The organism is Pseudomonas sp. BNK-15 (assembly GCF_047456105.1).
Taxonomy (GTDB): Bacteria; Pseudomonadota; Gammaproteobacteria; order Pseudomonadales; family Pseudomonadaceae; genus Aquipseudomonas; species Aquipseudomonas putida_E.
Map to the genome: position 1 here is coordinate 1,089,141 of NZ_CP179898.1, position 24,819 is coordinate 1,113,959.

Consider the following 24,819-nt stretch of genomic DNA (forward strand, 5'->3'; position numbering starts at 1 on the left):
CAGTGAGTATGGTCGATCCCTGCCGTTTTACTTGGCCAACTTGCTGTAACTGGTCATCAGGTTGCGGTAATCGGGAATATGGTTGGAGAACAATGTGCCCAGGCCTTCAACATCATTGCGCCAATCACGGTGCAGCTCGCAGGCCACGCCGAACCAGGTCATCAGTTGCGCCCCGGCTGCCTCCATCCGCCGCCAAGCCGAATCACGGGTCAGCTCATTGAAGGTGCCGGAGGCATCGGTGACCACGAACACCTCGAAGCCCTCCTCCAGCGCCGACAACGCCGGGAAGGCCACACAGACTTCCGTGACCACCCCGGCGATCAGCAACTGCTTCTTGCCGGTGGCCTTCACCGCCTTGACGAAATCTTCGTTGTCCCAGGCGTTGATGTTGCCCGGCCGGGCGATGTAGGGGGCGTCGGGGAATTGCTCCTTGAGTTCGGGCACCAGCGGCCCGTTGGGGCCCGTTTCGAAACTGGTGGTGAGGATGGTGGGCAGCTTGAAGTACTCGGCCAGGTCGGCAAGCGCCAACACGTTGTTCTTGAAACGGTCGGGGTCGATATCCCGGACCAGCGACAACAGGCCGGTCTGGTGATCGACCAGCAGAACCGCGGCGTTGTTCTTGTCCAGACGCTTGTATTGGAAGGCCATGTCCGATCTCCTTGCTAACGTTGGGGTGGGAGTTTCAGCGTAGGCAAGGATGGGGGGTGAGTAAGACCGCCAGTCGGATCCAAGGCGGCGGTGCAGAACCGATGACAGCGCGGTCCCAGCCTGCGTGCAAAGATCTTGATTTATGCTCAAATTGTGCAAATATTGTGCTTGTGAGAAGCGAAACCCCTCAGGAGGTCAATCATGGCCAGCAATGCAGTATTGGAACTTCAACCCACAAGTTTCGAGGGGCTGATGGAAGCGCTTCGGGAAGTCAATCGGGTCATGTTCTCCCCTGAGCGGTTCCTGAAGGTGTTCTCGATGGACCAGCAGACATTCGCAACCCGCGCCCATGTCCATCGCAACACCGTGCGCAACGCCCCCGAGTCGGAGAAGATCCAGGCGTACATACGTGATGCCGTGCGGGTCTTGCGTGCTGTAACTGACATGGGCACGGACATGACCAAGGCCATTTTCTGGTTCAAGAACGAACCGCTGTCGACATTCGACTACAGAACGCCAGAAGAGGTTGTCAGCGACGGCCGAACTGAACAGTTGATCGCCTTCCTGCAGTCATGGGAAGCCGGTTCTCAAGGATGAAAATCATCGCGTTGAAGAACCTGCCCTGCTACCGGCTGCACACACCGAAATGGGCAATAACACCCACATCCGGCACCGGCGCGGCTACCCAAGGTGGCCGCGCCAATCGCAAAGGGCTTGAGGCGCTTTACCTGTCCCTGTAGCCGGCCACTGCCGTGGCCGAGTTCCAGCAGGGTAGCCCGTTTTTACCGCCGGGATTGCTGGTGAGTTACTCATCGTTAATGACCCCAGAGGCGACTTGCCTCGCGACCAATCTTCCTGGAGTGATTCCTGAGTCAGGCTAAGCGCCTGGTTCATCGCCCTTCACTTCACAAATTCCTGAACTAATTATTTCCCCCCAGCGATTTGTTCACCCGCCAACCCCCACCAGAATCGCTTCACCACAATCACAATAACCGTGAGGCCACTCCCGTGGACCAGACACTTCAGGTACGCCAGGCCGCCGCCGACCTTGTAGCCGCCTTCGCCAGCAACGACACCGCCCGCTACTTCGCCTGCTTCAGCGAAGACGCCACCTTTCTTTTCCACACCCTGGCGCAACCGCTGCTGTCGCGCGGCGCCTACGAAGACCTCTGGGCCCAATGGCAGGCCGAGGGTTTTGCCGTGCTCGGCTGCGTTTCGAGCAATGCGCAGGTGAGCCTGCAAGGTGATGTGGCGATCTTCATGCACGATGTTGCCACGCACATCCGCATCGCCGGCGAGCAGCACCAACTGGCCGAGCGCGAAACCATCGTGTTCCGCCGCCACGGCGAACGCTGGCTGGCCTGCCATGAGCACCTGTCGGTCGTCACCGTCGCCTGATTCACCTTTACGCGGCCCTGCCGCCCTGCCATCGCACCCACAAGAGGGCCCGCGCACCGCGCCGGCCTACAACAACCGCGCTGGAGCATCACCATGAGCCACTCGACCGGTATCGAGACCAATGGCGTCGAACAGATCCCTGACGATCAACGCGACGCCTCCCCGCTGGACCTGTTCCGCCTGATCTTCGGCGGTGCCAACACCTTTGCCACCGCCGTGCTGGGCAGCTTCCCGGTACTGTTCGGGCTGTCGTTCCAGGCTGGGGTCTGGGCGATCCTGCTCGGCGTCGGCGTGGGTGCGCTGATCCTTGCGCCCATGGGCTTGTTCGGCGCGCTCAACGGCACCAACAACGCGGTGTCGTCGGGCGCGCACTTCGGCGTGCATGGGCGCATCGTCGGCTCGTTCCTGTCGCTGCTCACCGCCGTGGCGTTCTTCTCGCTGTCGGTATGGAGTTCCGGCGATGCCCTGGTCGGCGGCGCCAAGCGCCTGGCCGGGCTGCCCGAAACCGACCTGACCCTGGGCCTGGCCTACGGCCTGTTCGCCATCCTGGTGCTGGTGGTGTGCATCTTCGGCTTCCGCTTCATGCTGTGGGTCAACAAGGTTGCCGTGTGGGCCTCGAGCCTGCTGTTCCTGCTGGGCATCTTCGCCTTTGCCGGCCCGTTCGATGCGGGCTACGCCGGGAGCGTCAACCTTGGCCAGGCCGGATTCTGGGCAGCCTTCGTCGGCGCGGCGATTCTGGCCATGAGCAACCCGGTATCGTTTGGCGCCTTCCTCGGCGACTGGTCGCGCTATATCCCGCGGCAAACGCCCAAGGCGCGCATCATGCTGGCGGTGATCGCCGCCCAGGCCGCCACGCTGATCCCGTTCCTGTTCGGCCTGTGCACCGCCACCCTGGTGGCCACCCACGCCGCGGACTACATCGCCGCCAACAATTACGTGGGTGGCCTGCTGGCGATTTCGCCTAGCTGGTTCTTCCTGCCGGTGTGCCTGATCGCGGTGATCGGTGGCATGTCCACCGGCACCACTGCGCTCTACGGCACCGGGCTGGACATGTCGAGCGTGTTCCCGCGGCTGCTCAGCCGCGCAGGCGCCACCGTGCTGATCGGGGTAATGGCTATTGCCTTCATCTTCATCGGCCGCTTCACCTTCAACCTGGTGCAGAGCGTTTCGACCTTCGCCGTGCTGATCATTACCTGCACCAGCCCGTGGATGGTGATCATGATTCTCGGCTTGATCACCCGCCGCGGCTTCTACCACGCCGACGACCTGCAAGTGTTCACCCGCGGCCAGCGCGGCGGTCACTACTGGTTCCTGCATGGCTGGAACTGGCGCGGCATGGGCGCGTGGGTCCCCAGCGCGGTGGTAGGCATGAGCTTCGTCAACCTGCCTGGGCAGTTCGTCGGCCCGCTGGGCGACCTGGCTGGCGGCATCGACGTGAGCCTGCCGGTAACCCTGGGCATGGCTGGTGTGCTGTACCTGCTGCTGCTCAACCTATTCCCTGAACCTGCTGGCGTGTATGGCCCCAACGGCCCGCGCTGGGTGCGTTGCAAAAGCACCGCGCACACGCCGGTGCTGAAACCTGCCGAAATGGCCTGACTGGATAACGACCATGACCACTTCCCACTACATCGCTGGCCGCTGGGTCGAAGGCCAGGGCAGCGACTGCATCAGCGTCAATGACCCTGCATTGGGCCAACCTTTTGCCGAACTGATGGCCGCCAGCGTTGCCCAGGTCGACCAGGCCGTGGCGGCGGCGCGCAATGCCCTGCCCACTTGGAAGCAGGTCAGCGCCAACGAGCGTGCGGCGTACCTGCGCGGTTTTGCCGAGCAGCTCGGGCAACGCCGTGAAGCACTGATCAGCCTGCAAATGCGCAACAACGGCAAGCCTCGCCATGAGGCCGAAATCGACCTGGACGATGCCATAGCCACCTTCGCTTATTACGCCGACCTGGCCGAGCAACTGCCGGAAAGGAATCGCGAAGTGGCGTTGGCCGCACCGGGTTTTACCGCCCGCACCCGGCTGGAGCCGGTGGGTGTGGTCGGCCTGATCGTGCCGTGGAACTTCCCGTTGGTGACCAGCGCCTGGAAGCTCGCCCCGGCCTTGGCGGCAGGCTGCACCGTGGTGCTCAAGCCCTCGGAAGTCACCCCGCTGATCGAGCAGACCTACGGCCAGATCGCCGATACCCTGGGCCTGCCTGCGGGCGTGCTGAACATTGTCAACGGCAAAGCCGAGACCGGCGCGGCACTGAGCAGCCATAGCGGCCTGGACAAGCTGTCGTTCACCGGCAGCAACAGCGTCGGCAGCCAGGTGATGCGCAGCGCATCGGCACAGTGCCGGCCCGTGACCCTGGAGTTGGGCGGCAAATCGGCGATCGTGGTGTTCGATGATTGCGATGTGGACCAGGCAGTGGAGTGGATCGTCGCAGGTATCACCTGGAACGCCGGGCAAATGTGCTCGGCCACCTCGCGCTTGCTGGTGCACGATGGCATTGCCGATGCGCTGCTGCCACGCCTGCAACAGGCACTGGAAACGCTGCGCGTCGGTAACCCACTGACTGAAGAAGTGGACATGGGCCCGCTGACCAGCCAGGCGCAATGGTTGAAGGTTGCCAGCTACTTTGCCACCGCCCGTGAAGAGGGCCTGCAGTGCCTGGCCGGTGGCAAGGCGCTGGACCGCGACGGCTGGTTTGTCAGCCCGACGCTGTATACCGACGTCCCCGTGGACAGCCGCCTGTGGAATGAAGAAATCTTCGGGCCGGTGCTGTGCGCGCGTCGATTCTCGACCGAAGCACAGGCAATTACCGAGGCCAACGACAGCCGTTTCGGCCTTGTCGCCACCGTTTGCTCAGCGGACCTGGAGCGCGCCGAGCGGGTGGCCGATGCGCTGGAAGTCGGGCATGTGTGGATCAACTCGGTACAAGCGGTGTTCGTCGAAACGTCCTGGGGCGGCACCAAGGGTAGCGGGATCGGGCGGGAGCTCGGGCCTTGGGGGTTGTCGGGCTACCTGTCGGTCAAGCATGTGACGCGGTGCCTGGGCTGATTGCCCCAGGGGCCGCCAGGCGGCCCAATCGCCGGCGGCCGTCTTGCGCGCCAGGGTATTACGCCGGCTCGTCAGCCGGGCGTGCGCCCTCCTGCACCAGCACCATGCTCTGCGGTGAAGACAGGGGAATGCCCTCATCACGCAAGCGCCCCAGGATGGTGAACAGCAGGTCGCTGCGCGCCCCTGACACCTGCCGCGGCCCCGCCACATAGCCGCTGACACTGATCACCATGCCGCTGGTCGTCAGGTCCTTGAAGGTTACCGAAGCAGCCGGCGCGTCCAGGATCGCCTCATGCTCGTGAAAGGCAGTCAGCAGCAGGTCGCGCACCTGGTTGGCATCGGTCTCCAGCGGTAAGGTCAGGGTGATGCCCACCACGCCCAAGGCATTGCCCATGGTCACGTTGCGCACGTTCTGCGAGATGAACTGCGAGTTGGGCACGATCACCGTGGAGCGGTCGGACATCTGGATCTCGGTGGCGCGCACGTTGATCCGGCGAATGTCACCCTCGACGCCCGCCAGGCTCACCCAGTCGCCCACCTTGACCGGGCGCTCGGTGAGCAGGATCAGACCGGAAATGAAGTTCTGCACGATCTGCTGCAAGCCGAAACCGATACCCACCGACAGCGCACTGACCACCCAGGTCAGGCTGGTGAGGTTGATGCGCAGGGTCGACATCACCAGCATGGCCAGGAACAGGAAGCCCAGGTAACCCACCAGGGTTACCAGCGAGGCACGCATGCCGGCGTCCATGTCGGTTTCCGGCAGCAGGCGCTCGCTCAGCCAGCGCTTGAGCACACGGATACCGAGCATGCCGCCTAACAGCATCGCCACGGCCAGCAGGATGTCTTGCGGCACGATGTTCAGGTTGCCAAGCAACTTGCCACCGGTGCCGTCCCAATCGCCCAGGCTCAGCAGCAGCTCGCCGGGGCTGGTGCCCGACGGCATCAACGCCAGCATCACGGCCAGGAACAGCAGGACCGTGCGGCTGACACCGGTCAGGATGGTGCTGGCCTGGGCCTGATGGCGGGGTGCCAGGCCCAGCGACGACGCCAGCGCCAGGCCGCCGGGTTGACGCGGCGACAGCAGGGTTTCGCACAGATCAGCCAGGAAGGTGGTCAAAAGGTAGGCGCAGGTGGCGACCATGCTGATCCACAGCAGCTTGGCAGTGAGGAAGTAAGCCAGGGTGAGGTAGCCGGCCAGCAGCGTCAGCAAGATGAGCCCGACCCACACCACGATCACGAACGGGATCAGCCCTGCCAGGCCGGTCGGGCGCGCCAGCTCATGTTTGCGCAAGGTCCGGCGGTAACGTATGAGCGCCATTGAGAAGATGGCGGCCACCACCAGCGCGGTCAGGCCGTTGGTGGCGACAGTCAGCGCCAGGCTGGTGCCGATCACACTGTTGATGCGCTCGAAGGTCAGCATCACCATCAGTGCCAGGGCCAGCAACTTGGGGAACCAACCCAGAGCACTGGCCACTTCGTCGGGGATCGGCGGCAAACGCCAGGAAGGCCGTTGCAGCATCAACATGGCCCGGCCAAGGCCGGTGATGAAGGCACTGAACACCACGAGCATGAGGAAGTGGTTGGTCAGGCTGGCCATGTCCGAGCCCAGCATGGCACTGCTTTGAAGGCCCCAACGCAGCAGCGACACGGCGCCGGCGATAGTGCCCAGGGTGGCCAGGCTCACGCTCAGGGCCAGTGCGCTTCGGCGCAGGCGGCCTTCGGGCAGCCAGCGAATCATGGCGGCAGCGAGCAGGCGCTCAAGGACCAGGCGGACCAGTGTCCAGACCAGGATCGCGGCCACCAGGCTAGTGATGAAGAACCCGCGGTGTTCAGCGCTCAAGGCACTGGCGACGGCATCGGCCGCCTCGCCGCGCAAGTCACGCAGGCGCATCACATCGTCCTCGGTAGGACGGATCAGCGACTGCCAGAAAGCCGGGCTCAGCGGGGTGGCCGCCCGGCTGGTCACTTGCGAGTTGAACTGGCTACGGCGCAGGTTGACGATTTGCGTGGACAGGTCGCGCGCCGACTGAGTCAGCTTGGTGGCCTGATCCTGCTCGGCGAGCACGGACTTTTTCTGCGCCTCCAGCTCCTTGCGCTGCAAGGCCAGGGTCGCGGCTTCATCCTTCTGTACCGGGCCGATGACCTTGAGCTTGTCGTCGAGCTTCTGCACGTCAGCAGCGCGCAAGGTGCTCAACGCATCGGCCTGTCGCTGGACCTGCACGGTAGCCATGCGCAGTTGCGAGAGCAGGTCGTCGTTGGCGTTGCTGGTCACGCCCTGACGAATCTGGTCGAGCCTGTCGCTCAACTGCTCGATACTTGCGTTTTCATCCAGCACCGGCAGCTCGCTGGCAACCAGGTTGGCAACCGGCACGGAAGCCGACCAGGCCGGCGACGCAAGCGCCAGCATCAGGGCCATTACACCCAGGTAAAATCGGGCAAGGCAGACACGCCTCATCGAACGTTCCTCATCACAAGGCTATTTGGCGGTGGATTCTACGCGGCTTGCGGCCTTCAGGAGAGTGCCGTTTCTCGCTCCAACAGTTGCCGCTTGCGCTCCACCCCCCAGCGGTAGCCGCTGATGTCGCCGTCTCGGCGCACCACCCGATGGCAAGGAATCGCCACGGCGATACGGTTGGCCGCACAAGCCATGGCCACGGCACGCACGGCTTTGGGCGCGCCAATGCGCTCGGCAATCTCGGTATAGCTTACCCGGCCGCCCAGCGGGACTTCGCGCAGGGCTTGCCAGACCCGCTCCTGAAACGCGGTGCCCTGCACATCCAGAGGCAAGTCCAGGCCCAGGGCGGGCGCCTCGACGAAGCCCACCACCTGCGCCACCAGTCGTTCGTACTCGGCATCGCCGCCGATCAGGCGAGCGTTAGGGAATTGATCCTGCAATTGCTCGAGCAGCGCTTCAGGTGCATCACCCAACAGGATTGCGCAGATGCCTTTTTCGCTTTGCGCCACCAGGATCGCCCCCAGTGAACACTGCCCTACGGCGAAATGAATGGCCATACCCGCGCCACCGGCGCGGTACTGGCGCGGGCGCATGCCCAAGCGCTGATCGGCGCTTTCGTAGAAACGGCTATTGGAGTTGTAACCGGCATCAAAGATGGCATCGGTCACCGATGTTTTCCCCTCGCCCAGCCGCTCGCGCAGGCGCCGGGCGCGGAAGGCTGTGGCATAGGCCTTTGGCGTGAGGCCGGTTGCAGCCTTGAACAGGCGGTGCAAGTGGTACGGGCTGACCCCCAGTTGTGCCCCGAGCTGGCCGAGGCCGGGTGGATTGTCCGGGGTTTCGAGCAGGCGGCAGGCGCGGGCTACCAGTTCGCAGCGGCGAATGCTCGACGGCTTGGCCTGGCAGCGCCGGCAGGGACGATAGCCTGCGGCCTGCGCGGCGGCGGCAGCGGTGAAGAATTCGACGTTCTCGCGTTTGGCCATGCGCGATTTGCAGCCGGGTTGGCAATAAATGCCGGTGGTGCGCACGGCGTAGACGAAATGGCCTGCTGCTGCCGCGTCGCGGGTGTAGACAGCTTGCCAGCGTTGTTCGTCAGTGGTGTAGGGGGTCATTGCGGTATGCCTCAACCAAGCTGATTCGTCTCAGGCCCGCCACAGATACCAGGCTGCCACCGTGCGGTGCGGACGCCACCCGGCGCCCAGCGACCGCATCTGCGCCGGCGTCGGCGCCTTGCCCAGCCCCTTGAGGCGACGATACCCCTCACGCACCGCAAAATCGTCCACCGGCAACACATCCGAGCGCTCCAGGCTATAGATCAGCAGCATCTCGACGGTCCAGCGGCCCACGCCGCGCAAGGCAACCAGGCGCTCGATCAAGGCCTCATCGCTCATGCCCAATGCCTCTTCCCGGCACGGCACCGCCCCGTCCAGCGCGGCCTGGGCAATCCCGTGGATTGTCGCCAGCTTGCTCGCGGAAAACCCACAGGTACGCATCGTTTCCGGCGCCACCTCAAGCAACTGCCTCGGCGCGGGAAACCCATCGTCAGGAAACAGCGCCAGCAATCGCCCCAGTATCGCTTCGGCCGCACGGGCATGCAGCTGCTGGTAGGCAATCGCCCGTACCAGCGCCTCATAGGGCTCGCGCCCCGGTGTCGCCCGGTGCAGGCACGGCCCGGTCGCAGCAATGTGCCGCGCCCAGTCAGGGTCCAGCGCGGCCAGGTAATCGGTGGCTTCGCGATAGGCTTCAGGCGAGAGGTCGGCCAGGATCATCCATAGCTCCAGTGGGTTCAAGGCAGGACCAGCTTAGCCCAGCCACTGATCGTGGAAACGCCGAATCTTGCGCAGCTAATTCCGGGCAACCATTGCCCCGTGCCATCATCCATGCATAGAATTGAGAACTATTCACAGTCACGCATGTTTCCTGGGATCAGCCGCTACGATGCAGCTCAACGACACGCTCAAACCGGCCGAAGTCGCCCTGCTCTATCAGTCCCATCACGCTTGGCTACGTGGCTGGCTGCGCAGCCGGGTCGGCTGCCAGGAACACGCTGCAGACCTTGCGCAGGACACCTTCGTGCGCCTGCTGCGTGCACGCCAGGTTTCGCCGATCAAAGAACCGCGGGCTTACCTGAGCAGCATCGCTCGCGGCCTGATGATCGACCAGTTCCGCCGTCGCGCCCTGGAGCGCGCCTACCAGGAAAGCCTGGCCCATGTACCCGAAGGCGAAGTGCCCAGCGAAGAACATCGCCTGGTGATTCTGGATGCCCTCGAGCGCCTTGACCGTGCCCTGCACCAGCTCAGGCCCCGCGCCCGCCAGGCCTTTTTGCTGGCCCAGCTCGATGGCCTGAGCATCGCGCAGATCGCCCTTCGCCTTGGCGTTTCGCGTGCCACCGTGGAACGCGACCTGGCCAAGGCCCTGGGCGTCTGCTACCGGTTGCGCTATGCCGAGCTCTGATCAAGTACCCGCGCAGGCCCAGGTCGACCAGGCCATCGAATGGCTGGTGAAGCTGCGCTTCGACACCCCAAGCCCGGCTACCGAACAGCAGTTCCAGCAATGGTTGGCCCACCACCCGCACAACGCCCAGGCCTGGCAGCGGGTGAGCACCCTCAGCGACGAACTGGCGGGGCTCCCCAGCGACCTTAGTCGGCGCACCCTCGATGGCCGCCAACGCCAGCGCATCAACCGCCGTGACCACCTCAAACTGCTGGCGGTGCTGGCGATCGGCGGCACCGCCGGTTGGGCCGCGCGCGAGCCGCTCGGCTTGGCCGCCCTGATGGCCGACAACAGCACCGGCACTGGCGAACGTCGCCGGTTGCAGGGTAGTGATGGCAGCCAGATCCAGCTCAACACGGCCAGCGCCATCGACCTGCACTACAGCGCCGAGCTGCGCGAACTGACCCTGCTGCGCGGCGAAGTCAGCCTGGCCAGCAACCCTGGCGACAACCGCCCGTTCCGCATCACCACCCGGGTCGGCGCCCTGGCTACCCAGGACGGCCAACTGCTGCTGCGCGAAAACGATCAGGGCCTGTTGCTGGCCGTGCGCCGCGGCAAAGTCACCTTGTTCCCGGCCTCCCCTTCACCACGCGTGGTGCAGGCGGGCGAGGTGTTGCAAGTATCGCCGCACGGGGCTCACGCGCTTGCCTCGTTGCATGGCGACCCGTGGGGCTGGACCGACGGTGTGCTCAGCGTGCAACAGATGCCACTGGGCGAGTTCTGCGCCGAACTGGCCCGTTACCGCCCGGGGCTGCTGCGCTGCGCTGGCGAGGTGGCCGCGCTGAAGGTATCCGGCACTTACCAGCTGAACGATACCGAGCAGATTCTGCAACTGCTCACCCGCAGCCTGCCGGTACGTGTCGACTACCGCACACGCTATTGGGTCAGCGTCGGGGCAGCCTGATCTTTTTTGAAAAAGAATGAGGTGGAATCTCATTCTCGTCCGGCCTGAAGGAACAAAGCCCGAAAAGTGGTCTACGAAACCTTCAGGAGCGGTCCATGATCCACCCGTGTTCCCCCCGCAACGACAGGCTGCGCCATGCCGTGCGCGCCGCTGTGTTCGGCCTCGGCCTGGGCAGCGCCTTGGCACTGCCCGCACAGGTCGCGGCTGCACCCGCCAACCAGCACCGGCAAATCGACTGGAGCATCCCCGCAGGCCCTCTGGCCCCGGCACTGGACCAGTTGGCCCGGCAAGGCGGCCTGAGCCTGTCGTTCGATGCGAACAGCCTGCAGGGCAAGACCACCCAGGGCGTGCAGGGCCGCCATGAGCCGGCCCAAGCACTGACCCTCGTGCTGATGGGCAGCGATGTGCAAGTGCAACAGGAAGGCGATAACAGCTTTCTGCTGATACCCGCACTGGACGCCGGTGGCGCACTGCAACTGGGTGCCACCAGCATTTCCAGCGATCGCCTGGGCGAAACCACCGAGCACAGCGGCTCTTACACGACCGGTGCGGTCACCATCGGCAAGACCGCACAGAGCATTCGCCACACCCCGCAGTCGGTGACCGTGGTCACCCGCCAGCGCATCGACGACCAGAACATCACCAACCTGACCAACCTGCTGGAGCAGACGCCTGGTGTGGTGGTGAACCTCACCGACAGCGAACGCGTGCAGTACTACTCGCGCGGCTATGCGATCGATGCCATCCAGTACGATGGCGCCACCGTGGTGCAGGGCAGCGGCGGAGGCTCATTCATCCAGAGCGATTCGGCCATCATCGACCGGGCCGAGATCTTGCGCGGGGCCACCGGCATGATCCGCGGCGCGGGTAACCCGTCAGGCACCGTGAACCTGGTGCGCAAACGCCCGACGCACGAATTCCAGGGCGAAGGCAGCGTCACCCTCGGCTCCTGGGATGCCCAGCGTTATGTCGCCGATATCTCCGGCCCGCTGACAGAAACCGGCAACGTGCGAGGCCGGGTGATCGCCGTGCACGATGACAAGGACCATTTCCAGGACTCGCGCCAGGAGCGCAAAGAGGTGTTCTACGGTGTGCTGGCCTTCGATCTGAATGAAAGCACCACCCTGACCACAGGCCTTGAGTGGACCAAGCTCGATGCCACCGGCGCCTGGGGCAACCTGCCCGCCGACTATGATGGCTCGCCCCTGCCGTTTGGCCGCAGCACTTACCTGGGTGCCGACTGGAACCGCTGGGACCGCAGCAACCTGCAGACCTTTGCCGAGCTCGAACACCGTTTCGACAACGACTGGTCCCTCAAGCTGATGGCCCAGCGCACGCACTTCGAGCTGGATGACCACGGTTTCAAGCAGACCTACTTCACCCGCGCCAGCGGCGCTGCCAACCCAAGCAACAACCCCTACCTGATGAACTATCAGGTTACCGAGGGCGACGGCGGCGAGAGCCTGCAGAACAACCTGAGCGCCACCCTCAACGGGCCGTTCGAGCTGCTCGGGCGCAGCCATGACCTGATGCTGGGTGTCGAGCGCATTCGCAATGACTCCTACGCCTCGGCCACCAACTTCGTATCCTCCGGTGTTTTCGACATCCGCGAGTGGGACCCAAAGACCAGCCTGGCCGAACCGGGCATCAACATCACCGCCCATCCGGTGCGCACGCGCACCACCCAGGAAGCGGCCTACGCCACCTGGCGCATTTCCCTGGCAGACCCGCTCACGGCAATCATCGGGGCGCGGGCCAACTGGTATGACTACGAGCAGGAAAACAACGTCAAGTCGAACGGCAAGTTCAGCGTCGACAACAAGATCGTGCCGTATGCGGCGCTGATCTACGACCTCAACGATAACTTCAGCACCTACGCCAGCTACACCGAAATCTTCAACCCGCAGACCGCCACCGACGTCAGCGGCTCGGTGCTGGAGCCCACCACAGGCGAAGCTTACGAGACCGGAATCAAAGGCGAGTTCTACGAGGGGCGGCTGAACACCTCGCTGGCGTTCTTCCGCATCTACCAGGTGGGCAACGCCCTGGATGACCTGAGCGGCCCCAACCCCTGCCCGCCCAACTACACCTCGGGCTATTGCAAGGTGGCTGCTGGCAAGAACCGCAGCCAAGGCTTCGAGCTGGAGATTTCCGGCGAAGTATTGCCAGGCTGGAACGTGACCGGTGGCTACACCTACAACACCACCAAGCAACTCAAGGACACCATCAGCAACACCGGCAACGCCATCCGCACCACCGACCCCAAGCGCATGCTGCGCCTGTTCACCAGCTATCGCCTGCCGGGCGAGCTGCAAGCGTGGACGGTTGGCGGCGGCGTGCAGGCGCAGAGCGACATCTACAACCGCAGCGGCAGCGCCGAGGCCACGCAGGCGGGGTATGCGGTGTATAACGCGATGGTCAATTACCGGTTCAACGAGCATTACTCGTTGCAGCTCAATGCCAACAATATCTTCGACAAGAAGTACTACCGCCAGGTGGCGCCGACGCCGACCGGGTATTACTGGGGTGACCCGCGCAATGTGTCAGTGACCTTGCGCGGCAGCTTCTGACCCAGGCTGCCAGGCCCCCACTACCCTCAAGGCCTCAGGTGCACCTGTAGGAGCCGGCTTGCCGGCAATAGGGCCAGCACTGGCAACAACAATCCTCAGTCCGCCACTGCCCGCAGCTTACCGGCCCGCCGGTACGACTGCCGGGCAAAGCACACGAACAGCCCCGCCATGATCGCCAGCGCCATCGGCAGCCCATGCGGCGCCACATCCATCGCCGCGCCGCTGACCAGCGGCCCGACCAGGCTGCCCACGCCCCACAAAAGGCCAACGCTGGCATTGGCGGTGACCAGGTCCTGGCCCTTGAAACGCTGCCCGATCAGCACCAGCGCCAAGGTATAGATACCCCCTGCCACAGCGCCAAGCACCACCAGCAGCGGCCATAGCAGCCAGGCCATGTCCAGCAGCCATGGCAAGGCAACACCGATCGCCATCGCCACCAGCCCGCACACCAGGTGCAGCCCGGTGCGCTCGACCCGGTCGGCCAGCCAGCCCAACGGCAACTGGAAAACCATGTCACCGGCGAACACCACCGTCACCATCAGCGCCGCCACGCCCACGGCAAAACCATGGCTGGTGGCATACACCGGCAGCAACGACAGCACGACCGCATCGAAGAAGGAGAAGAACAGCACAGCCACGCACAACGCCGGGGCGACGCGGAAGAAGCCCGCCAGGCCGAAGCTTTTCTCGCCTTCTTCACCATGCTCCACATGATCGTTGGGTACGGTCAGCACAATGCACAGCAGCGCCAGGCCATAACAGAAGGTCACCACACCGGTGATCCACGGGCTGTTGGCGCCAATCACTGCGAGCATCGCCGGGCCGAGTACCTGGAAGCCGGTGAAGCTGGTGGCGTAAAGCGCCATGATCTTGCCGCGGTTGTGATCGGGGCACAGTTCGTTGACCCATGACTCGCCCAAGATGATCGCGATGCCCATGCCGATACCCAGGCCCAGGCGCAGCAGGGCCAGCATCCAGACCGAATCGAATGCCCATTCCAGCAAGGCGATGCTCACGGTGCACAGGCTGAAGCAAAGCAGGTAGATGGTGCGCCGGGTCAGGTACCGGCAACAGGCGTCGACCATGAACGCCGAAAGCATCATCCCCGCAGCGGGGATGGCCGAGATGATGCCGATCTGCAAGGTGCCGGCACCGGCCTCATGCAGACGCAACGACACCAGCGGCAGGCTGGCCCCCAGGCTGAAGCCGACCACAGACACGGCGAACAGAAGGCCCGCCAGCAAACGCATGTTCATGTACCACTCCCAGCAAACTGAAAAGACGCGCAGATACAGGCGCCCAGGCGCACGCCGGGACGGCGGACGACGCAGGAGCGCAGGTCAGTTCAGGGCGAGGTGTGGCGAGAAGGTAAAGGCAAACAGCACACTGCGGCGACGCTTGAGCACCGTATCGCTCGGCCACGCGCGACGCATGGCCTGGAGGGCAGGCTGGCGGGCGTGTGGTAGGGACTGGGTACGGCACATTGCTTTGGCTACTACGCAGGTTGGGGAAAAGAGGCGGCACTCTAGGCCAAGCCAGGCTGAGCCGTCAATTGCCGGCGATTCAGCCGCTGCGGTCCATGGCACCGGCTTGCCGGCGATTGGGCTGCAAAGCAGCCCCTACGCTGTCAGCGCTTACCGGTATTGGGCAGAAACACGGCCAACAGGCCGAACAACGGCAGGAACGAACACACGCCATACACGTACTCGATACCGCGCAAATCCGCAACGTACCCCAGCAGCGCTGCGCCAATCCCGCCAAAGCCGAACATCAGCCCGAAGAAGACCCCGGCAATCATGCCCACACTGCCCGGTACCAGCTCCTGGGCGTACACCACGATCGCCGAGAACGCCGACGCCAGAATGAAGCCGATGACCACGCTCAGCACGGTGGTCCAGAACAGATCGGCGTACGGCAGCGCCAGGGTGAACGGCGCCACACCAAGGATCGAGAACCAGATGACCGCCTTGCGCCCGATGCGGTCACCGATCGGGCCACCAAAGAAGGTGCCGGCCGCGACCGCGCCAAGGAACAGGAACAGGTGCAGTTGCGAGCTGGCCACCGACAGGTCGAACTTCTCGATCAGATAGAAGGTGAAGTAGCTGGTGAAGCTGGCCATGTAGAAGTACTTGGAGAACACCAGCAGGCCCAGCACGACCAACGCCGCGATCACACGCTTGCGCGAGATGCCATGGGTGGCCTGCACCACCTTGCGCGCCTTGGCCTGGTTGAGATGCTCGGTGTACCAGCGGCGCAGCATCAGGGTCACGGCAAAGAACAGCAGGCCAGCCACGCCGAACCAGGCTACATGGGTCTGGCCGAACGGGATGACGATGGCTGCCGCCAGCAGCGGGCCGAAGGCCGAGCCTGCGTTGCCACCGACCTGAAAGGTCGACTGCGCCAGGCCGAAACGCCCACCTGAGGCCAGCCGCGCAATCCGCGAGGTCTCCGGGTGGAAGGTCGACGAGCCGATACCCACCAGCGCAGAAGCCAGCAAGATCATCGGGAAGCTGCCGACGAAGGCCAGCATGACGATACCTACCAACGTGCACAGGGTGCCGAGCGGCAACAGGTTCGGTGTCGGCCGGCGGTCGGTGAAGAAGCCGACCCAGGGCTGCAGCAGCGACGCCGTTATCTGGAAGGTCAGTGTGATCAGGCCGATCTGGGTGAAGCTCAGGTCGTAATTGGCCTTGAGCATGGGGTAGATCGCCGGCAGCACCGACTGGATGAGGTCATTGATCAGGTGCGCCAGCGCGCAGAAGGCGATGATGCGCATCACCAGTGGGTTGGCTTGGCTTGCCGAACCGGTGCTGGCGGTGGAGGTGCTGCTGATGGCCATGAGCTTGAGTTCCGTCCGCAGGTTTGGGATCCGATTATCAGGAAACAAATGGATACATAGCTACCTTTTTATCCCTCTATTACTGCGTACTTGCAAATGGTTCTCAATATATTTAGCATCCTCACACCTAATCCCCCGCAATTGTTGGGCGCAAACGCCCTTTAGCGAGCACATTTCAGCATGAGCCCGATGCCCGCCACGCAGATTCAGGCCGACGCCCAACAGGAAGCACTGGCGTGGTTCTCCCGCCTGCGCCAACCAGGCTGCGATGACCGGGAACGCCAGGCCTTCGCCCGCTGGTGCCAGGCCCCGCTCAATGCCCATGCCTACGCCGAGCTCGAAGCCTGCTGGCAGCAATTGCAAGCGCCACCGGCACGGCCTCGCCCGCGCCAGGTCACCGTGCGACGCAGCCACCTCGGCAAAGGGCTGGCATTGCTGTTCCTGCTGGCGCTGGCCGTGTTGGCGTACCTGTATTGGCCACTGATGCAGCGCCTGGGCAGCGAGCTGCACACTGGCGCTGGCGAGCGGCGCAGCGTACGCCTGGCCGATGGCTCAACCCTGCACCTGGACAGCGCGAGTGCACTGAATGCCGACCTGCGCGGGCGTACCCGCCTGCTGCAGGTTGTGCAGGGCCAGGTCGAGCTGCACGTGATGCTCGACGGCCGCGCCCTTGAACTGCAGGTGGACGATGCGCGTATCCAGGTATTCGGCACTCGCCTGATGGTGGGGCGCCATGCCGGGCATGACGAACTGGTGGTGCTCAATGGCAAGGCCATGATCGCCCAGGGTAGCGACCAGCGCATGGTGTCGGCGGGTGAGCGGGTGACCTTCACCGATGCCCGGATCAACCCCGTGCAGAAGGTCGATGTCAAAAACGCGAACGCCTGGCGCAGCGGCCACCTGCGCGCCATCGACATGCCGTTGGGCCAAGTCATCGAACGCCTGGCCAGCTACCAGGGCCGCCGCGTATGGATGATGGACGAACAGGTGGCTGATCGGCGGGTAAGTGGCGACTTCAACCTCGACCGCGCCGGAGAAACCCTCGACGCCCTGATTGCCGAGCAGCGCCTGCAGGTGTACAGCATTCTCGGTCAATGGCTGATCGTGCGCTGAAAACAGGCTGGGCGGCTAAGTTTTTGAAAGCGTGCAAATTTTTTTTGAAATGAGTGTTGACACAGGGGCATCACAAGGGAATAATGCGCGCCATCGGCTACATAGCTCAGTTGGTTAGAGCATAGCATTCATAATGCTGGGGTCCGGGGTTCAAGTCCCTGTGTAGCCACCAAACTTGAAAAGGGCTTACCGCGAGGTAGGCCCTTTTCTTTTGTCTGCAAAAAAGTTTGCACCCTTCTCTATCGCTTTCAGCGCACCCCCGACACCGCCACTGCCAAGCCGAGCCCTATCAGCGCTACACCAATCAGGCGGTCGACCAGCCGCTAGATGACGGCGGCAAGCGCCAACGCTTTGCCGATTGGGTAATGGGCCTCGCTCACCTGGGCTTGCTGCAGAACGACGACGCCGCACTGCCATCACCGCCCCAGGTGCGATAACCCGCGGTATCGATATGGATGCGGCCTGTCGGGTAGCGCCCCAGCCCCATGCCCCAGGCCTGGCCATGCTGCCGCCAGAAGCGGCACAACGGGTTGGGGTCGGCCCAGGCCGGCAGGAGGATATCGACTGCGAAGGCACGGGTATGGGCACTGCCCGCGGCCCCACCTGCGCACCTGTTCAAGCCGGGGTCACGGTAGGCGGAGACCACTTCGAACTGGCGCAGGATGCCTTGCTTTTCCAGCGTATTGATCAGCGCCAGCGTAGAGCGCACCGCCGGCCAGTTGCCAGGCGGCGGCACGGCAAACGGTGAAGCCTTGCACAGCCGCCAGTCCGACGCCGAGCGCAGCAATTGATGAATCGGCACCACGCCATACAGGCGGGCGTCCACCAGCATCTCCCGAAAAGGGCGGGTGTGATGATCCCCGGCCCATTGCGCGAACATCCACAGGTCACGCTCATCGGCCTGAGCCACGCCACCCAGCATCACGCTTGCGGCCATCAGCAGCCATTTCGTCCTTCTCATCCCCGCTCCTTCTGCCCCAGCATGAGCACGGCCGCCCATCGGGGCGGCCATTACAAGGAGTTAAGCATGCACAAATTACTGGCAACAGAGCAGGAAGGATTGAAAGTCAGTCTTCGAGCAACGTACAAGCCATCACCAGCGCATCCTCGCGCCCGCCAGCCACCGGGTAGTAATCACGCCGACGGCCGATCTCGTTGAAGCCGTACCGCTCATACAAGCGATAGGCCGACTGGTTGCTGGCCCGCACCTCCAGGAAACACTCGCGCCCATTGAGCTGATAGGCCCGAGCCATCAGGTGCTCGAGCAAGCGCAAACCCAGGCCACGCCCCTGGTTCTCCGGCTTGACGGTAATGTTCAGCAGGTGCGCTTCGTCGATGATCACGTTGATCACACCATGGCCGACCTGCTGCTGACCATCGAACATCAACCACACTTCGTAGGACTTGAGCGCATCCTGGAAAATCCCGCGGGTCCAGGGATGGCTGAACGCGGCATATTCGATCTTAAGCACGGCATCCAGATCCGCCTCGGTCATGGGGCGGAAACTGATCGATTCACTCATTCAACGCTCTTCCAGCGCGCCATCAGCTGGCGCATCGCTTTCCAGACGTCCGCCTTGCGCTGCGGCTCGTCCATCAACAGTTCAAGGCCCGGCAAGGCCCAGGCATCGCCCAGGCCGTCGAGCTTGAGTACTTGGTAATAGGCCTGGGCGTCGGTATTGGCGGCAAAGCGCAAGGCCGGCATGCCGATCAGCCAAAGGCAGGTACAAGGGGCTTCTTCAAGGCGCGCCTGGATGAAACCCTGGACGAAATCACGCGCGGCATCCGGCCCCTGGTCCATGTTGCCACGCACCAGCAGCGGCCAGCGCACCGGCTCGCCGATGATCTGCGGGGCATCTGGCAGGCCTGCGGCGCGCAGCATGTCCTTGAGCAGCAGGTAGGATGGGTCGCGGCTCTGGAAGGGTTGGCCGGTGGCCAACTCCACCAGCAGCAGGCAGTTGCCGGCGCGCAGCAGTTGCAGCGAAAAACGCGGTGGCGGCACGGGGGCCGGGCGTGGCGCAGGGGCTTGTTCCTCGGCCTCGACCGGTTTGGCGGCGGGCTTTGGCGTGTTGCCCGGGCGCGGAATTTCGATTTTCGGCCGTTCGCCGGAGCGCGCCTGGGGTGCGACCGGCGCTTCGTTGGCAGGGGCTGGCGAAGGCCTGACCTCGAACGCGGCGTGCTCGACCGGAACCTGCGGCAACAGCAGCTCGGGCCGCGACGGCGCAGCGAACGGCAGTTCGGCGCGCGGCAGCCAATGCACCACTTGCATGGCGGAAAGGTAGGCGCGGCGGCGGGACTCGGTCAGCAAGGCACGGGTATCCGGGGGGCTTGAACAATCGGGCATTCTAACGCTGTTGGCTGCCGAGCGCCGCAACTGGTCGGCAGAAAATTGCTGCCTGTACCGCCGAGGGGCCAGGGAAACCCCCAGCCAATCCGGGGTTATCCCTCATTACAGACCAAGGGGTGAAATCCTCCCCCCCGGATGCAGTACAATCGCCCCCTTTTTACTTGGCAACGAGTAGACGCCAATGATCGAACCCAAGCGCGTCCTGCGCGCCCTAGCCGAACACTGGGCCCTCATCGAGCCGCTGTGCGAGCGTTTCGACCAAGGCACCCTGAGCCTGGTCGAACTGCGCCAGCAGCTGGGCCGCCAGCAAGTGGAAAGCACGCCGCAGGACATCACCCAGCTGCTCGACGTGTGGATCCGCCTGGATATCCTGGTCCCGGTGGCCAAGAGCCCGAACCGTTTCGAGCTCAACGCCCAGATCCACGACTTCCTCGCCTACCTGCGCCGCGAGCACCGCCTGGGCCTGTGCCTGGAGATCGAGGCCTACCTGCGCCACCTGGAGCGCCTTGCCGGGCACATTCAGGATGCCTTCGACAACCGCGACAGCGATGACCTGGCGCGCCAGCTGCGCCTGCTCGACATGCGCGTGCGCGACGTGCTGAAAAAGCTCGACAACGACGAACAGGCGCTGGTCGCCGTGGCCGAACGGGCCAAGACCAGCAACCGCCAGATCCCGCTACGCCAGCGTTATGCCGAAGTCCTGGCGACCTGGGACGAATACGTCGAGCCGATGATCCAGCTGGTCAATGCCGACGGCGCCTTCGAACAGGGCGTGCGCAAGGTCGAGACCGTGCTGCTGAAACTGCTCGGCGAACAGGCGCGCCTGGGCCACCTGGTCGACGACGACATGCTGCTGCGCACCCATGCGCGCATCCTCGAGATGCAGACCAGCGCCCAGCTGACCCTGCGCCACGCCCGTGAACTGCTGCTGCCGCTGCGCGAAGAAGCGCGCCGGCACAATGCCGTGACCCGCGGCGCCGCCCTGGCCCTGTCGGTGATCCGGCGCAAGGGTATCGACGCCGTGCCGCAGGCCGCCATGCCATTGTTCACCCGGCCGCAGAGTACCTTCCTGGGTAGCGCCAGCCAGGTCGAGGCGTACGTCTATGCCCTCGCCCGCTTCGAGCCGAAACCGGCCAAGTTCCCCAAGGCGCACAAGACCCAGACTGGCCCGCTGCCGCGCGCGCCACGCACGGTCAAGGAAATGCTCGAACGCTGCGAGGATGCCCTGCCACTGCCTGACCTGATGGTCTGGCTGCTGGACCAGGAGCCCGAAGGCGCCACCGACGAACTGTTGTACTGGTTCTCGCGCCTGTCGCGTGAGAAGCGTTTCAAGCGCGAACGCCTCGAACGCCGCGAGTACACCACCCACGAACACCTGGTCAGCCTGCGCTCGTTCGCCCTGACATCCAGCCGCGAAGCGCAACCTGAAACCAACGCGAGCCCAGCCAATGCATCTTGATCTTTCCGAACTGTCCCAGCTCGCGCCGATCTTCCGCGAGCTGTTCAAAGGGTTCCACGTCAGCCGCCGCGACCCGGAGCTGTACGCCCAGCTGTCGAACTTCCAGGACCAGTACCGCACCCTGTTCAAGGCTTTGGGCTTCGAGCTGGTGTGCGATACCCGCGGCTTCTATTACTTCGTCCCCGAGCAGGCCGCCGCGCAGGTCAACAAGACCGCCCAACGCCTGTCGCTGTTCACCTTCATCCTGGTCGAACACCTGGCCGACCAGGGCCGCGACCCGATGGCGGTGCTCGACGGCGGCAGCATCGGGCGCGACGAGCTGCCCTCGCTCCTGGAAAAATACCGTGACCTGTTCCTGCAGGCTGAAGTGCAGACTGTCGACGAGCTGGAAGAAAAGATCATGCGCCGCATGACCCAGCTCGGCTTCGCCCACGAAGAAGGCGGGATCTACCGCTTCCTGCCGCCGATGCACCGTTTCCTCGATGTGTGCCTGTCGGTGCAGCAGGACCGCGACCTGGCCGCCAGCCTGCACAGCGACCTGCCGCTGCCAACGCCGGTGCTGGTCGAGGAAGAAAGCCCCGAAGCACTGGCCCGCACCGACGACCCGCTCGACCTCACCCCGTTCGAGGGCGAAGAAAGCGAAGAAGAGGCCCTGGCCCGGGCCATCCGCGAAGAGCAACAGGAGATTGACGCATGAGCCAGGAACGCTACGGCATCCGCCGCTTCGCATTGCTCAACACCGCCGGCTACAGCCTGGGCCTGTTCCCGCTGGAGCACCCGCTGTCGGTCTACGGCGCCAACAACCTGGGCAAGTCCGCCTCGATCAACGCCCTGCAGTTCCCGATCCTGGCGCGCATGTCCGACATGAGCTTCGGCAAGTACAGCCTGGAGCAATCGCGCCGTTTCTACTTCGCCAGCGACACCTCGTACATCCTCTGCGAACTGAACCTGCCCCACGGCCCCCACGTGATCGGCGTGGTCGGTCGCGGGCCGGGCGGCGGTTTCGGCCACCAGTTCTTTGCCTACAAGGGTGAACTGGACCTGGATCACTACCAGAAGAACGACACCTGCCTGCGCCAGAAAGAGCTGTTCACCAACCTCGAGCGCCTGGGCCTCAAAGCCTACGAGCTCAAGCCGGACGAACTGCGCCGGTTGCTGGTCGGCGGCCACACCTCGGTGCCGCTGGACCTGACCATGATCCCGCTGCGCTCGACCAGCGAGCAGAGCCTGAAAACCTTCCGCGCACTGTTCATCAACCTGCTGCACATGCGCGAAATCACCGCCGCCAAGCTCAAACAGCTGTTCCTCGACGCGTTCGAGCACAGCCTGCGCTCGGGCAGCGTCGACTACATCGCCGCCTGCGAAGAAGCCTTCCGCGACGTACGCCGCATGGAGCAGGACTACAACGCCCTGGTTGCCGCCGGCCCCCTGGTCGAAGCCCTGGCCGGCGGTGTGGCCCAGCGCGACATCCTGCGCGGCAAGCTGCACCGCCTCTCGCCACTGCTCGACAACCTGCTGGGCACCTGGCAGGAATACGCCATGGCGCGCAAGGAAGAGCTGGTAATCCAGGCCGAGCACTACCGGGGCGAGCAGGACCGCCTGCAGAACGACCAGCGTGGCGGCACCCAGGAGCTGATGCGCCTGGAGCGTGAAATCACCGGTATCCAGCGCTGGCTCGGCGAGCTGTCGGTACTCAAGCACCGCTTCGCCCTGGTTGATGACGTCAAAGTGCTGGAGCAGCAGTTGCTGGCCGCCAAGGATGCCCACGACGAACTGGCTGGCGCCCTGGCCCAGTCGCGGCAGTTCTCTGCCGAGGACCTCGACGAGCGTGTGCGCGACCTGGAAAAGCGCCTCAAGCAGGTCAAGCAGCAGCTCGACCACGCCGACAACAACAGCTACGCCCGCCTGCGCGAAGAGTTTTCGCAGGCAGACGTCGACCGCCTGATGCGCCTGTTCAACGGCGCACTGTTCAGCCTGCCGCTGGGCGAGCGCGGTATCGAACTGGACGATAGCGACCTGTGGGTGAAATCGCTGGAAGCGGTGCTCGATGGCTTCAAGGGCGAGCGCTTCGAGGCCCCAGGCATTTCCATCGACCTTTCGCACATCGACCCACCGGCCCTGCAAGCCCTGGCCGACCGCGCCGCCCTGCGCGACCAGAAGGACCGCCTGGAGCGCGAGCTCAAGCAGCTCAAGACCCAGCAATCGGTGGCCGCCGACCGTACCGCTTCCAAAGCGCAGACCGAAGCCCTGTACCAACAGGTGCTGGATGCGCAGAAGGCCCTGGAGGACTACCGTCGCAGCGAAACCCTGGCGGCTGAAGAGCCGGAGAAGATGGAGCAGCTGGCGCAACTGGAGGCGGCCCAGGACGAACTCAAGCGCTCCAGCGATGCGTTCACCGAGCGCGTCCAGCAACTGTCGGCCAAGCTGCAGCTGGTCGGCCGCCAGATCGCCGACCTGGAAGCCAAGCAGCGCACCCTGGAAGACGCCTTGCGCCGTCGCCAGCTGCTGCCTGCCGACCTGCCGTTCGGCACGCCGTTCATGGAAGCGGTCGACGACTCCATGGACAACCTGTTGCCCCTGCTCAACGATTACCAGGACAGCTGGCAGGGCCTGCAGCGCGTCGACAACCAGATCGAGGCGCTGTACGCCCAGGTACGCCTCAAGGGCGTGGCCAAGTTCGACAGCGAAGACGACATGGAGCGGCGCCTGCAACTGCTGGTCAATGCCTATGCGCACCGCACCGACGAGGCCCTGACCCTGGCCAAGGCGCGCCGCGCGGCAGTCACCGACATCGCCCGCACCCTGCGCAACATCCGCAGCGACTACGACAGCCTCGAACACCAGCTGGCCCTGTTCAACCGCGAGATCAACAAGCGCCAGGTTTCCAACCTGCAGAGCTTCCGCGTGGTACTGGCGCCGAACAAGGAAGCGCTCAAGCACATCGACCAGATCATCCACAGCGCCGGCCAGTACGAGGAAGGCGAGACCTTGTCGGTGTTCGACCTGACTCAGAATTCGGAGCAGGATCACAAGAACGAAGAAGCCAAGGAATACCTGGCACGGCTGGTGGCGGCCAACCACAACCAGCTGGGCCTCAAAGACCTGTTCGAACTGGCTTTCGAGATCACCAAGATCAACAGCCAGCCGGTGATCCACGCCGACATCGACGGCGCCGCTTCCAACGGCACCACCATGACCATCAAGGCGCTGACCAACATGTACCTGTTGCTGCACTTGATGGACCGCGACCTGGCCGGGCGCATCCGCCTGCCTTACTACCTCGACGAAGCGGCGGACATCGACGAGCGCAACCAGGCCGCACTGCTGGAGACCAGCCTGCAGCTGGGCTTCGTGCCGATTCTGGCGAGCGTGAAGCCACAGGTATCGGCGCATGTGGCGATCGACCTGGAAGGCGGTAGCGGGCCGAATGGCATCTATATCGACGAGGCGGACTGGAAGTACATCAGCCGACGTGATGTGGAGAAAGCGATCGTGCGCGAGGATCAGGCCGAAGAGCTGGCCTGAGGAACTGGGGCCGCTTTGCGGCCCTTTC

At 64.1% G+C, this 24,819-nt stretch carries 21 protein-coding genes and 1 tRNA gene; 13 read left to right on the plus strand and 9 right to left on the minus strand.

Annotated features, from left to right (window positions below):
* Positions 1-27 precede the first annotated feature (27 nt).
* Positions 28-648 (minus strand): isochorismate family cysteine hydrolase YcaC, encoded by a 621-nt coding sequence (ycaC, locus tag ACMGF5_RS04935; protein WP_046784574.1) that lies wholly within the window; start codon positions 646-648, stop codon positions 28-30.
* Between the two features lie 201 nt (positions 649-849).
* Between ycaC and ACMGF5_RS04940 the strand changes: the two genes are divergently transcribed.
* The 5 genes from ACMGF5_RS04940 (at position 850) to ACMGF5_RS04960 (ending at position 5,086) form a co-directional block, all read left to right on the plus strand.
* Positions 850-1,245: a hypothetical protein gene (locus ACMGF5_RS04940; protein ID WP_046784575.1), complete on the plus strand. Its 396-nt coding sequence runs from the start codon at positions 850-852 to the stop codon at positions 1,243-1,245.
* On the plus strand, positions 1,242-1,388 hold the full coding sequence (locus ACMGF5_RS04945) for an RES domain-containing protein (protein ID WP_231386162.1): 147 nt from the start codon (positions 1,242-1,244) through the stop codon (positions 1,386-1,388). Before ACMGF5_RS04940 ends, ACMGF5_RS04945 begins: the two co-directional genes overlap by 4 nt.
* A gap of 268 nt (positions 1,389-1,656) precedes the next feature.
* On the plus strand, positions 1,657-2,046 hold the full coding sequence (locus tag ACMGF5_RS04950; RefSeq protein WP_039601730.1) for a YybH family protein: 390 nt from the start codon (positions 1,657-1,659) through the stop codon (positions 2,044-2,046).
* 93 nt (positions 2,047-2,139) lie between these two features.
* The gene (locus ACMGF5_RS04955) at positions 2,140-3,642 is read left to right on the plus strand and encodes a purine-cytosine permease family protein (RefSeq protein ID WP_414157605.1); all 1,503 of its coding nucleotides are present in this window, start codon (positions 2,140-2,142) and stop codon (positions 3,640-3,642) included.
* 13 nt (positions 3,643-3,655) lie between these two features.
* Positions 3,656-5,086: an aldehyde dehydrogenase family protein gene (locus tag ACMGF5_RS04960; protein ID WP_414157606.1), complete on the plus strand. Its 1,431-nt coding sequence runs from the start codon at positions 3,656-3,658 to the stop codon at positions 5,084-5,086.
* Positions 5,087-5,144: 58 nt separating this feature from the next.
* Here ACMGF5_RS04960 and ACMGF5_RS04965 read toward each other — a convergent pair whose 3' ends face one another.
* Genes ACMGF5_RS04965 through ACMGF5_RS04975 form a run of 3 tightly spaced genes read right to left on the minus strand, consistent with a single transcriptional unit; the run spans position 5,145 to position 9,310 of the window.
* Positions 5,145-7,544, minus strand: coding sequence for a DUF3772 domain-containing protein (locus ACMGF5_RS04965; RefSeq protein ID WP_115273850.1), 2,400 nt, complete (start codon positions 7,542-7,544; stop codon positions 5,145-5,147).
* A 56-nt stretch (positions 7,545-7,600) separates the two neighbouring features.
* Complete coding sequence (ada, locus tag ACMGF5_RS04970) at positions 7,601-8,653, minus strand: bifunctional DNA-binding transcriptional regulator/O6-methylguanine-DNA methyltransferase Ada (protein ID WP_115273849.1); 1,053 nt, start codon at positions 8,651-8,653, stop codon at positions 7,601-7,603.
* A gap of 30 nt (positions 8,654-8,683) precedes the next feature.
* Positions 8,684-9,310, minus strand: coding sequence for a DNA-3-methyladenine glycosylase family protein (locus ACMGF5_RS04975; protein ID WP_046784581.1), 627 nt, complete (start codon positions 9,308-9,310; stop codon positions 8,684-8,686).
* A 169-nt stretch (positions 9,311-9,479) separates the two neighbouring features.
* Between ACMGF5_RS04975 and ACMGF5_RS04980 the strand changes: the two genes are divergently transcribed.
* The 3 genes from ACMGF5_RS04980 (at position 9,480) to ACMGF5_RS04990 (ending at position 13,508) form a co-directional block, all read left to right on the plus strand.
* Positions 9,480-9,995, plus strand: coding sequence for a sigma-70 family RNA polymerase sigma factor (locus ACMGF5_RS04980; RefSeq protein ID WP_046784582.1), 516 nt, complete (start codon positions 9,480-9,482; stop codon positions 9,993-9,995).
* Positions 9,982-10,938: a FecR domain-containing protein gene (locus ACMGF5_RS04985; protein WP_119687785.1), complete on the plus strand. Its 957-nt coding sequence runs from the start codon at positions 9,982-9,984 to the stop codon at positions 10,936-10,938. Before ACMGF5_RS04980 ends, ACMGF5_RS04985 begins: the two co-directional genes overlap by 14 nt.
* Before the next feature lie 95 nt (positions 10,939-11,033).
* A complete protein-coding gene (locus ACMGF5_RS04990) occupies positions 11,034-13,508 on the plus strand; it encodes a TonB-dependent siderophore receptor (protein WP_414157607.1) in 2,475 nt (824 codons plus the stop codon).
* Between the two features lie 95 nt (positions 13,509-13,603).
* Here ACMGF5_RS04990 and ACMGF5_RS04995 read toward each other — a convergent pair whose 3' ends face one another.
* Both ACMGF5_RS04995 and ACMGF5_RS05000 read right to left on the minus strand, forming a co-directional pair.
* Complete coding sequence (locus tag ACMGF5_RS04995; RefSeq protein WP_281870031.1) at positions 13,604-14,764, minus strand: MFS transporter; 1,161 nt, start codon at positions 14,762-14,764, stop codon at positions 13,604-13,606.
* Between the two features lie 371 nt (positions 14,765-15,135).
* Positions 15,136-16,347: an MFS transporter gene (locus ACMGF5_RS05000; RefSeq protein ID WP_115273844.1), complete on the minus strand. Its 1,212-nt coding sequence runs from the start codon at positions 16,345-16,347 to the stop codon at positions 15,136-15,138.
* 180 nt (positions 16,348-16,527) lie between these two features.
* Between ACMGF5_RS05000 and ACMGF5_RS05005 the strand changes: the two genes are divergently transcribed.
* Both ACMGF5_RS05005 and ACMGF5_RS05010 read left to right on the plus strand, forming a co-directional pair.
* Positions 16,528-17,460, plus strand: coding sequence for a FecR family protein (locus tag ACMGF5_RS05005; RefSeq protein ID WP_080952056.1), 933 nt, complete (start codon positions 16,528-16,530; stop codon positions 17,458-17,460).
* 95 nt (positions 17,461-17,555) lie between these two features.
* Positions 17,556-17,632 (plus strand) — tRNA-Met (locus ACMGF5_RS05010).
* A gap of 204 nt (positions 17,633-17,836) precedes the next feature.
* Here ACMGF5_RS05010 and ACMGF5_RS05015 read toward each other — a convergent pair.
* From ACMGF5_RS05015 to ACMGF5_RS05025, 3 genes are all read right to left on the minus strand, one after another.
* Positions 17,837-18,421, minus strand: a complete 585-nt coding sequence (locus ACMGF5_RS05015; protein ID WP_281870027.1) for a D-Ala-D-Ala carboxypeptidase family metallohydrolase — start codon at positions 18,419-18,421, stop codon at positions 17,837-17,839.
* Positions 18,422-18,527: 106 nt separating this feature from the next.
* Positions 18,528-18,983, minus strand: a complete 456-nt coding sequence (rimI, locus tag ACMGF5_RS05020; RefSeq protein ID WP_012316291.1) for a ribosomal protein S18-alanine N-acetyltransferase — start codon at positions 18,981-18,983, stop codon at positions 18,528-18,530.
* On the minus strand, positions 18,980-19,768 hold the full coding sequence (locus ACMGF5_RS05025; protein WP_046784589.1) for a hypothetical protein: 789 nt from the start codon (positions 19,766-19,768) through the stop codon (positions 18,980-18,982). The genes rimI and ACMGF5_RS05025 overlap by 4 nt, the downstream gene beginning before the upstream one ends.
* Positions 19,769-19,988: 220 nt before the next feature.
* Between ACMGF5_RS05025 and mksB the strand changes: the two genes are divergently transcribed.
* The 3 genes from mksB to mksF are packed head-to-tail and all read left to right on the plus strand — an operon-like array spanning position 19,989 to position 24,791.
* Complete coding sequence (gene mksB / locus ACMGF5_RS05030; protein WP_012316293.1) at positions 19,989-21,266, plus strand: Mks condensin complex protein MksB; 1,278 nt, start codon at positions 19,989-19,991, stop codon at positions 21,264-21,266.
* Positions 21,256-21,963, plus strand: coding sequence for an Mks condensin complex protein MksE (gene mksE, locus ACMGF5_RS05035; RefSeq protein ID WP_046784590.1), 708 nt, complete (start codon positions 21,256-21,258; stop codon positions 21,961-21,963). The genes mksB and mksE overlap by 11 nt, the downstream gene beginning before the upstream one ends.
* Entirely contained in the window at positions 21,960-24,791 is a 2,832-nt protein-coding gene (gene mksF, locus ACMGF5_RS05040; protein ID WP_115273842.1) for an Mks condensin complex protein MksF, read from the plus strand. Before mksE ends, mksF begins: the two co-directional genes overlap by 4 nt.
* Positions 24,792-24,819: the final 28 nt, after the last annotated feature.

Coding starts and splice junctions, on each gene's coding strand:
- ada (WP_115273849.1), bottom strand. CDS start 8,653: ATGACCCCCTACACCACTGACGAACAACGCTGGCAAGCTGTCTACACC.
- ACMGF5_RS05000 (WP_115273844.1), bottom strand. CDS start 16,347: ATGGCCATCAGCAGCACCTCCACCGCCAGCACCGGTTCGGCAAGCCAA.
- ACMGF5_RS04960 (WP_414157606.1), top strand. CDS start 3,656: ATGACCACTTCCCACTACATCGCTGGCCGCTGGGTCGAAGGCCAGGGC.
- ycaC (WP_046784574.1), bottom strand. CDS start 648: ATGGCCTTCCAATACAAGCGTCTGGACAAGAACAACGCCGCGGTTCTG.
- ACMGF5_RS04990 (WP_414157607.1), top strand. CDS start 11,034: ATGATCCACCCGTGTTCCCCCCGCAACGACAGGCTGCGCCATGCCGTG.
- ACMGF5_RS04980 (WP_046784582.1), top strand. CDS start 9,480: ATGCAGCTCAACGACACGCTCAAACCGGCCGAAGTCGCCCTGCTCTAT.
- ACMGF5_RS04945 (WP_231386162.1), top strand. CDS start 1,242: ATGAAAATCATCGCGTTGAAGAACCTGCCCTGCTACCGGCTGCACACA.
- ACMGF5_RS04995 (WP_281870031.1), bottom strand. CDS start 14,764: ATGAACATGCGTTTGCTGGCGGGCCTTCTGTTCGCCGTGTCTGTGGTC.
- ACMGF5_RS05015 (WP_281870027.1), bottom strand. CDS start 18,421: ATGAGAAGGACGAAATGGCTGCTGATGGCCGCAAGCGTGATGCTGGGT.
- ACMGF5_RS04975 (WP_046784581.1), bottom strand. CDS start 9,310: ATGATCCTGGCCGACCTCTCGCCTGAAGCCTATCGCGAAGCCACCGAT.
- mksE (WP_046784590.1), top strand. CDS start 21,256: ATGCATCTTGATCTTTCCGAACTGTCCCAGCTCGCGCCGATCTTCCGC.
- ACMGF5_RS04985 (WP_119687785.1), top strand. CDS start 9,982: ATGCCGAGCTCTGATCAAGTACCCGCGCAGGCCCAGGTCGACCAGGCC.
- ACMGF5_RS04955 (WP_414157605.1), top strand. CDS start 2,140: ATGAGCCACTCGACCGGTATCGAGACCAATGGCGTCGAACAGATCCCT.
- rimI (WP_012316291.1), bottom strand. CDS start 18,983: ATGAGTGAATCGATCAGTTTCCGCCCCATGACCGAGGCGGATCTGGAT.
- mksB (WP_012316293.1), top strand. CDS start 19,989: ATGATCGAACCCAAGCGCGTCCTGCGCGCCCTAGCCGAACACTGGGCC.
- ACMGF5_RS04965 (WP_115273850.1), bottom strand. CDS start 7,544: ATGAGGCGTGTCTGCCTTGCCCGATTTTACCTGGGTGTAATGGCCCTG.
- mksF (WP_115273842.1), top strand. CDS start 21,960: ATGAGCCAGGAACGCTACGGCATCCGCCGCTTCGCATTGCTCAACACC.
- ACMGF5_RS04940 (WP_046784575.1), top strand. CDS start 850: ATGGCCAGCAATGCAGTATTGGAACTTCAACCCACAAGTTTCGAGGGG.
- ACMGF5_RS05005 (WP_080952056.1), top strand. CDS start 16,528: ATGAGCCCGATGCCCGCCACGCAGATTCAGGCCGACGCCCAACAGGAA.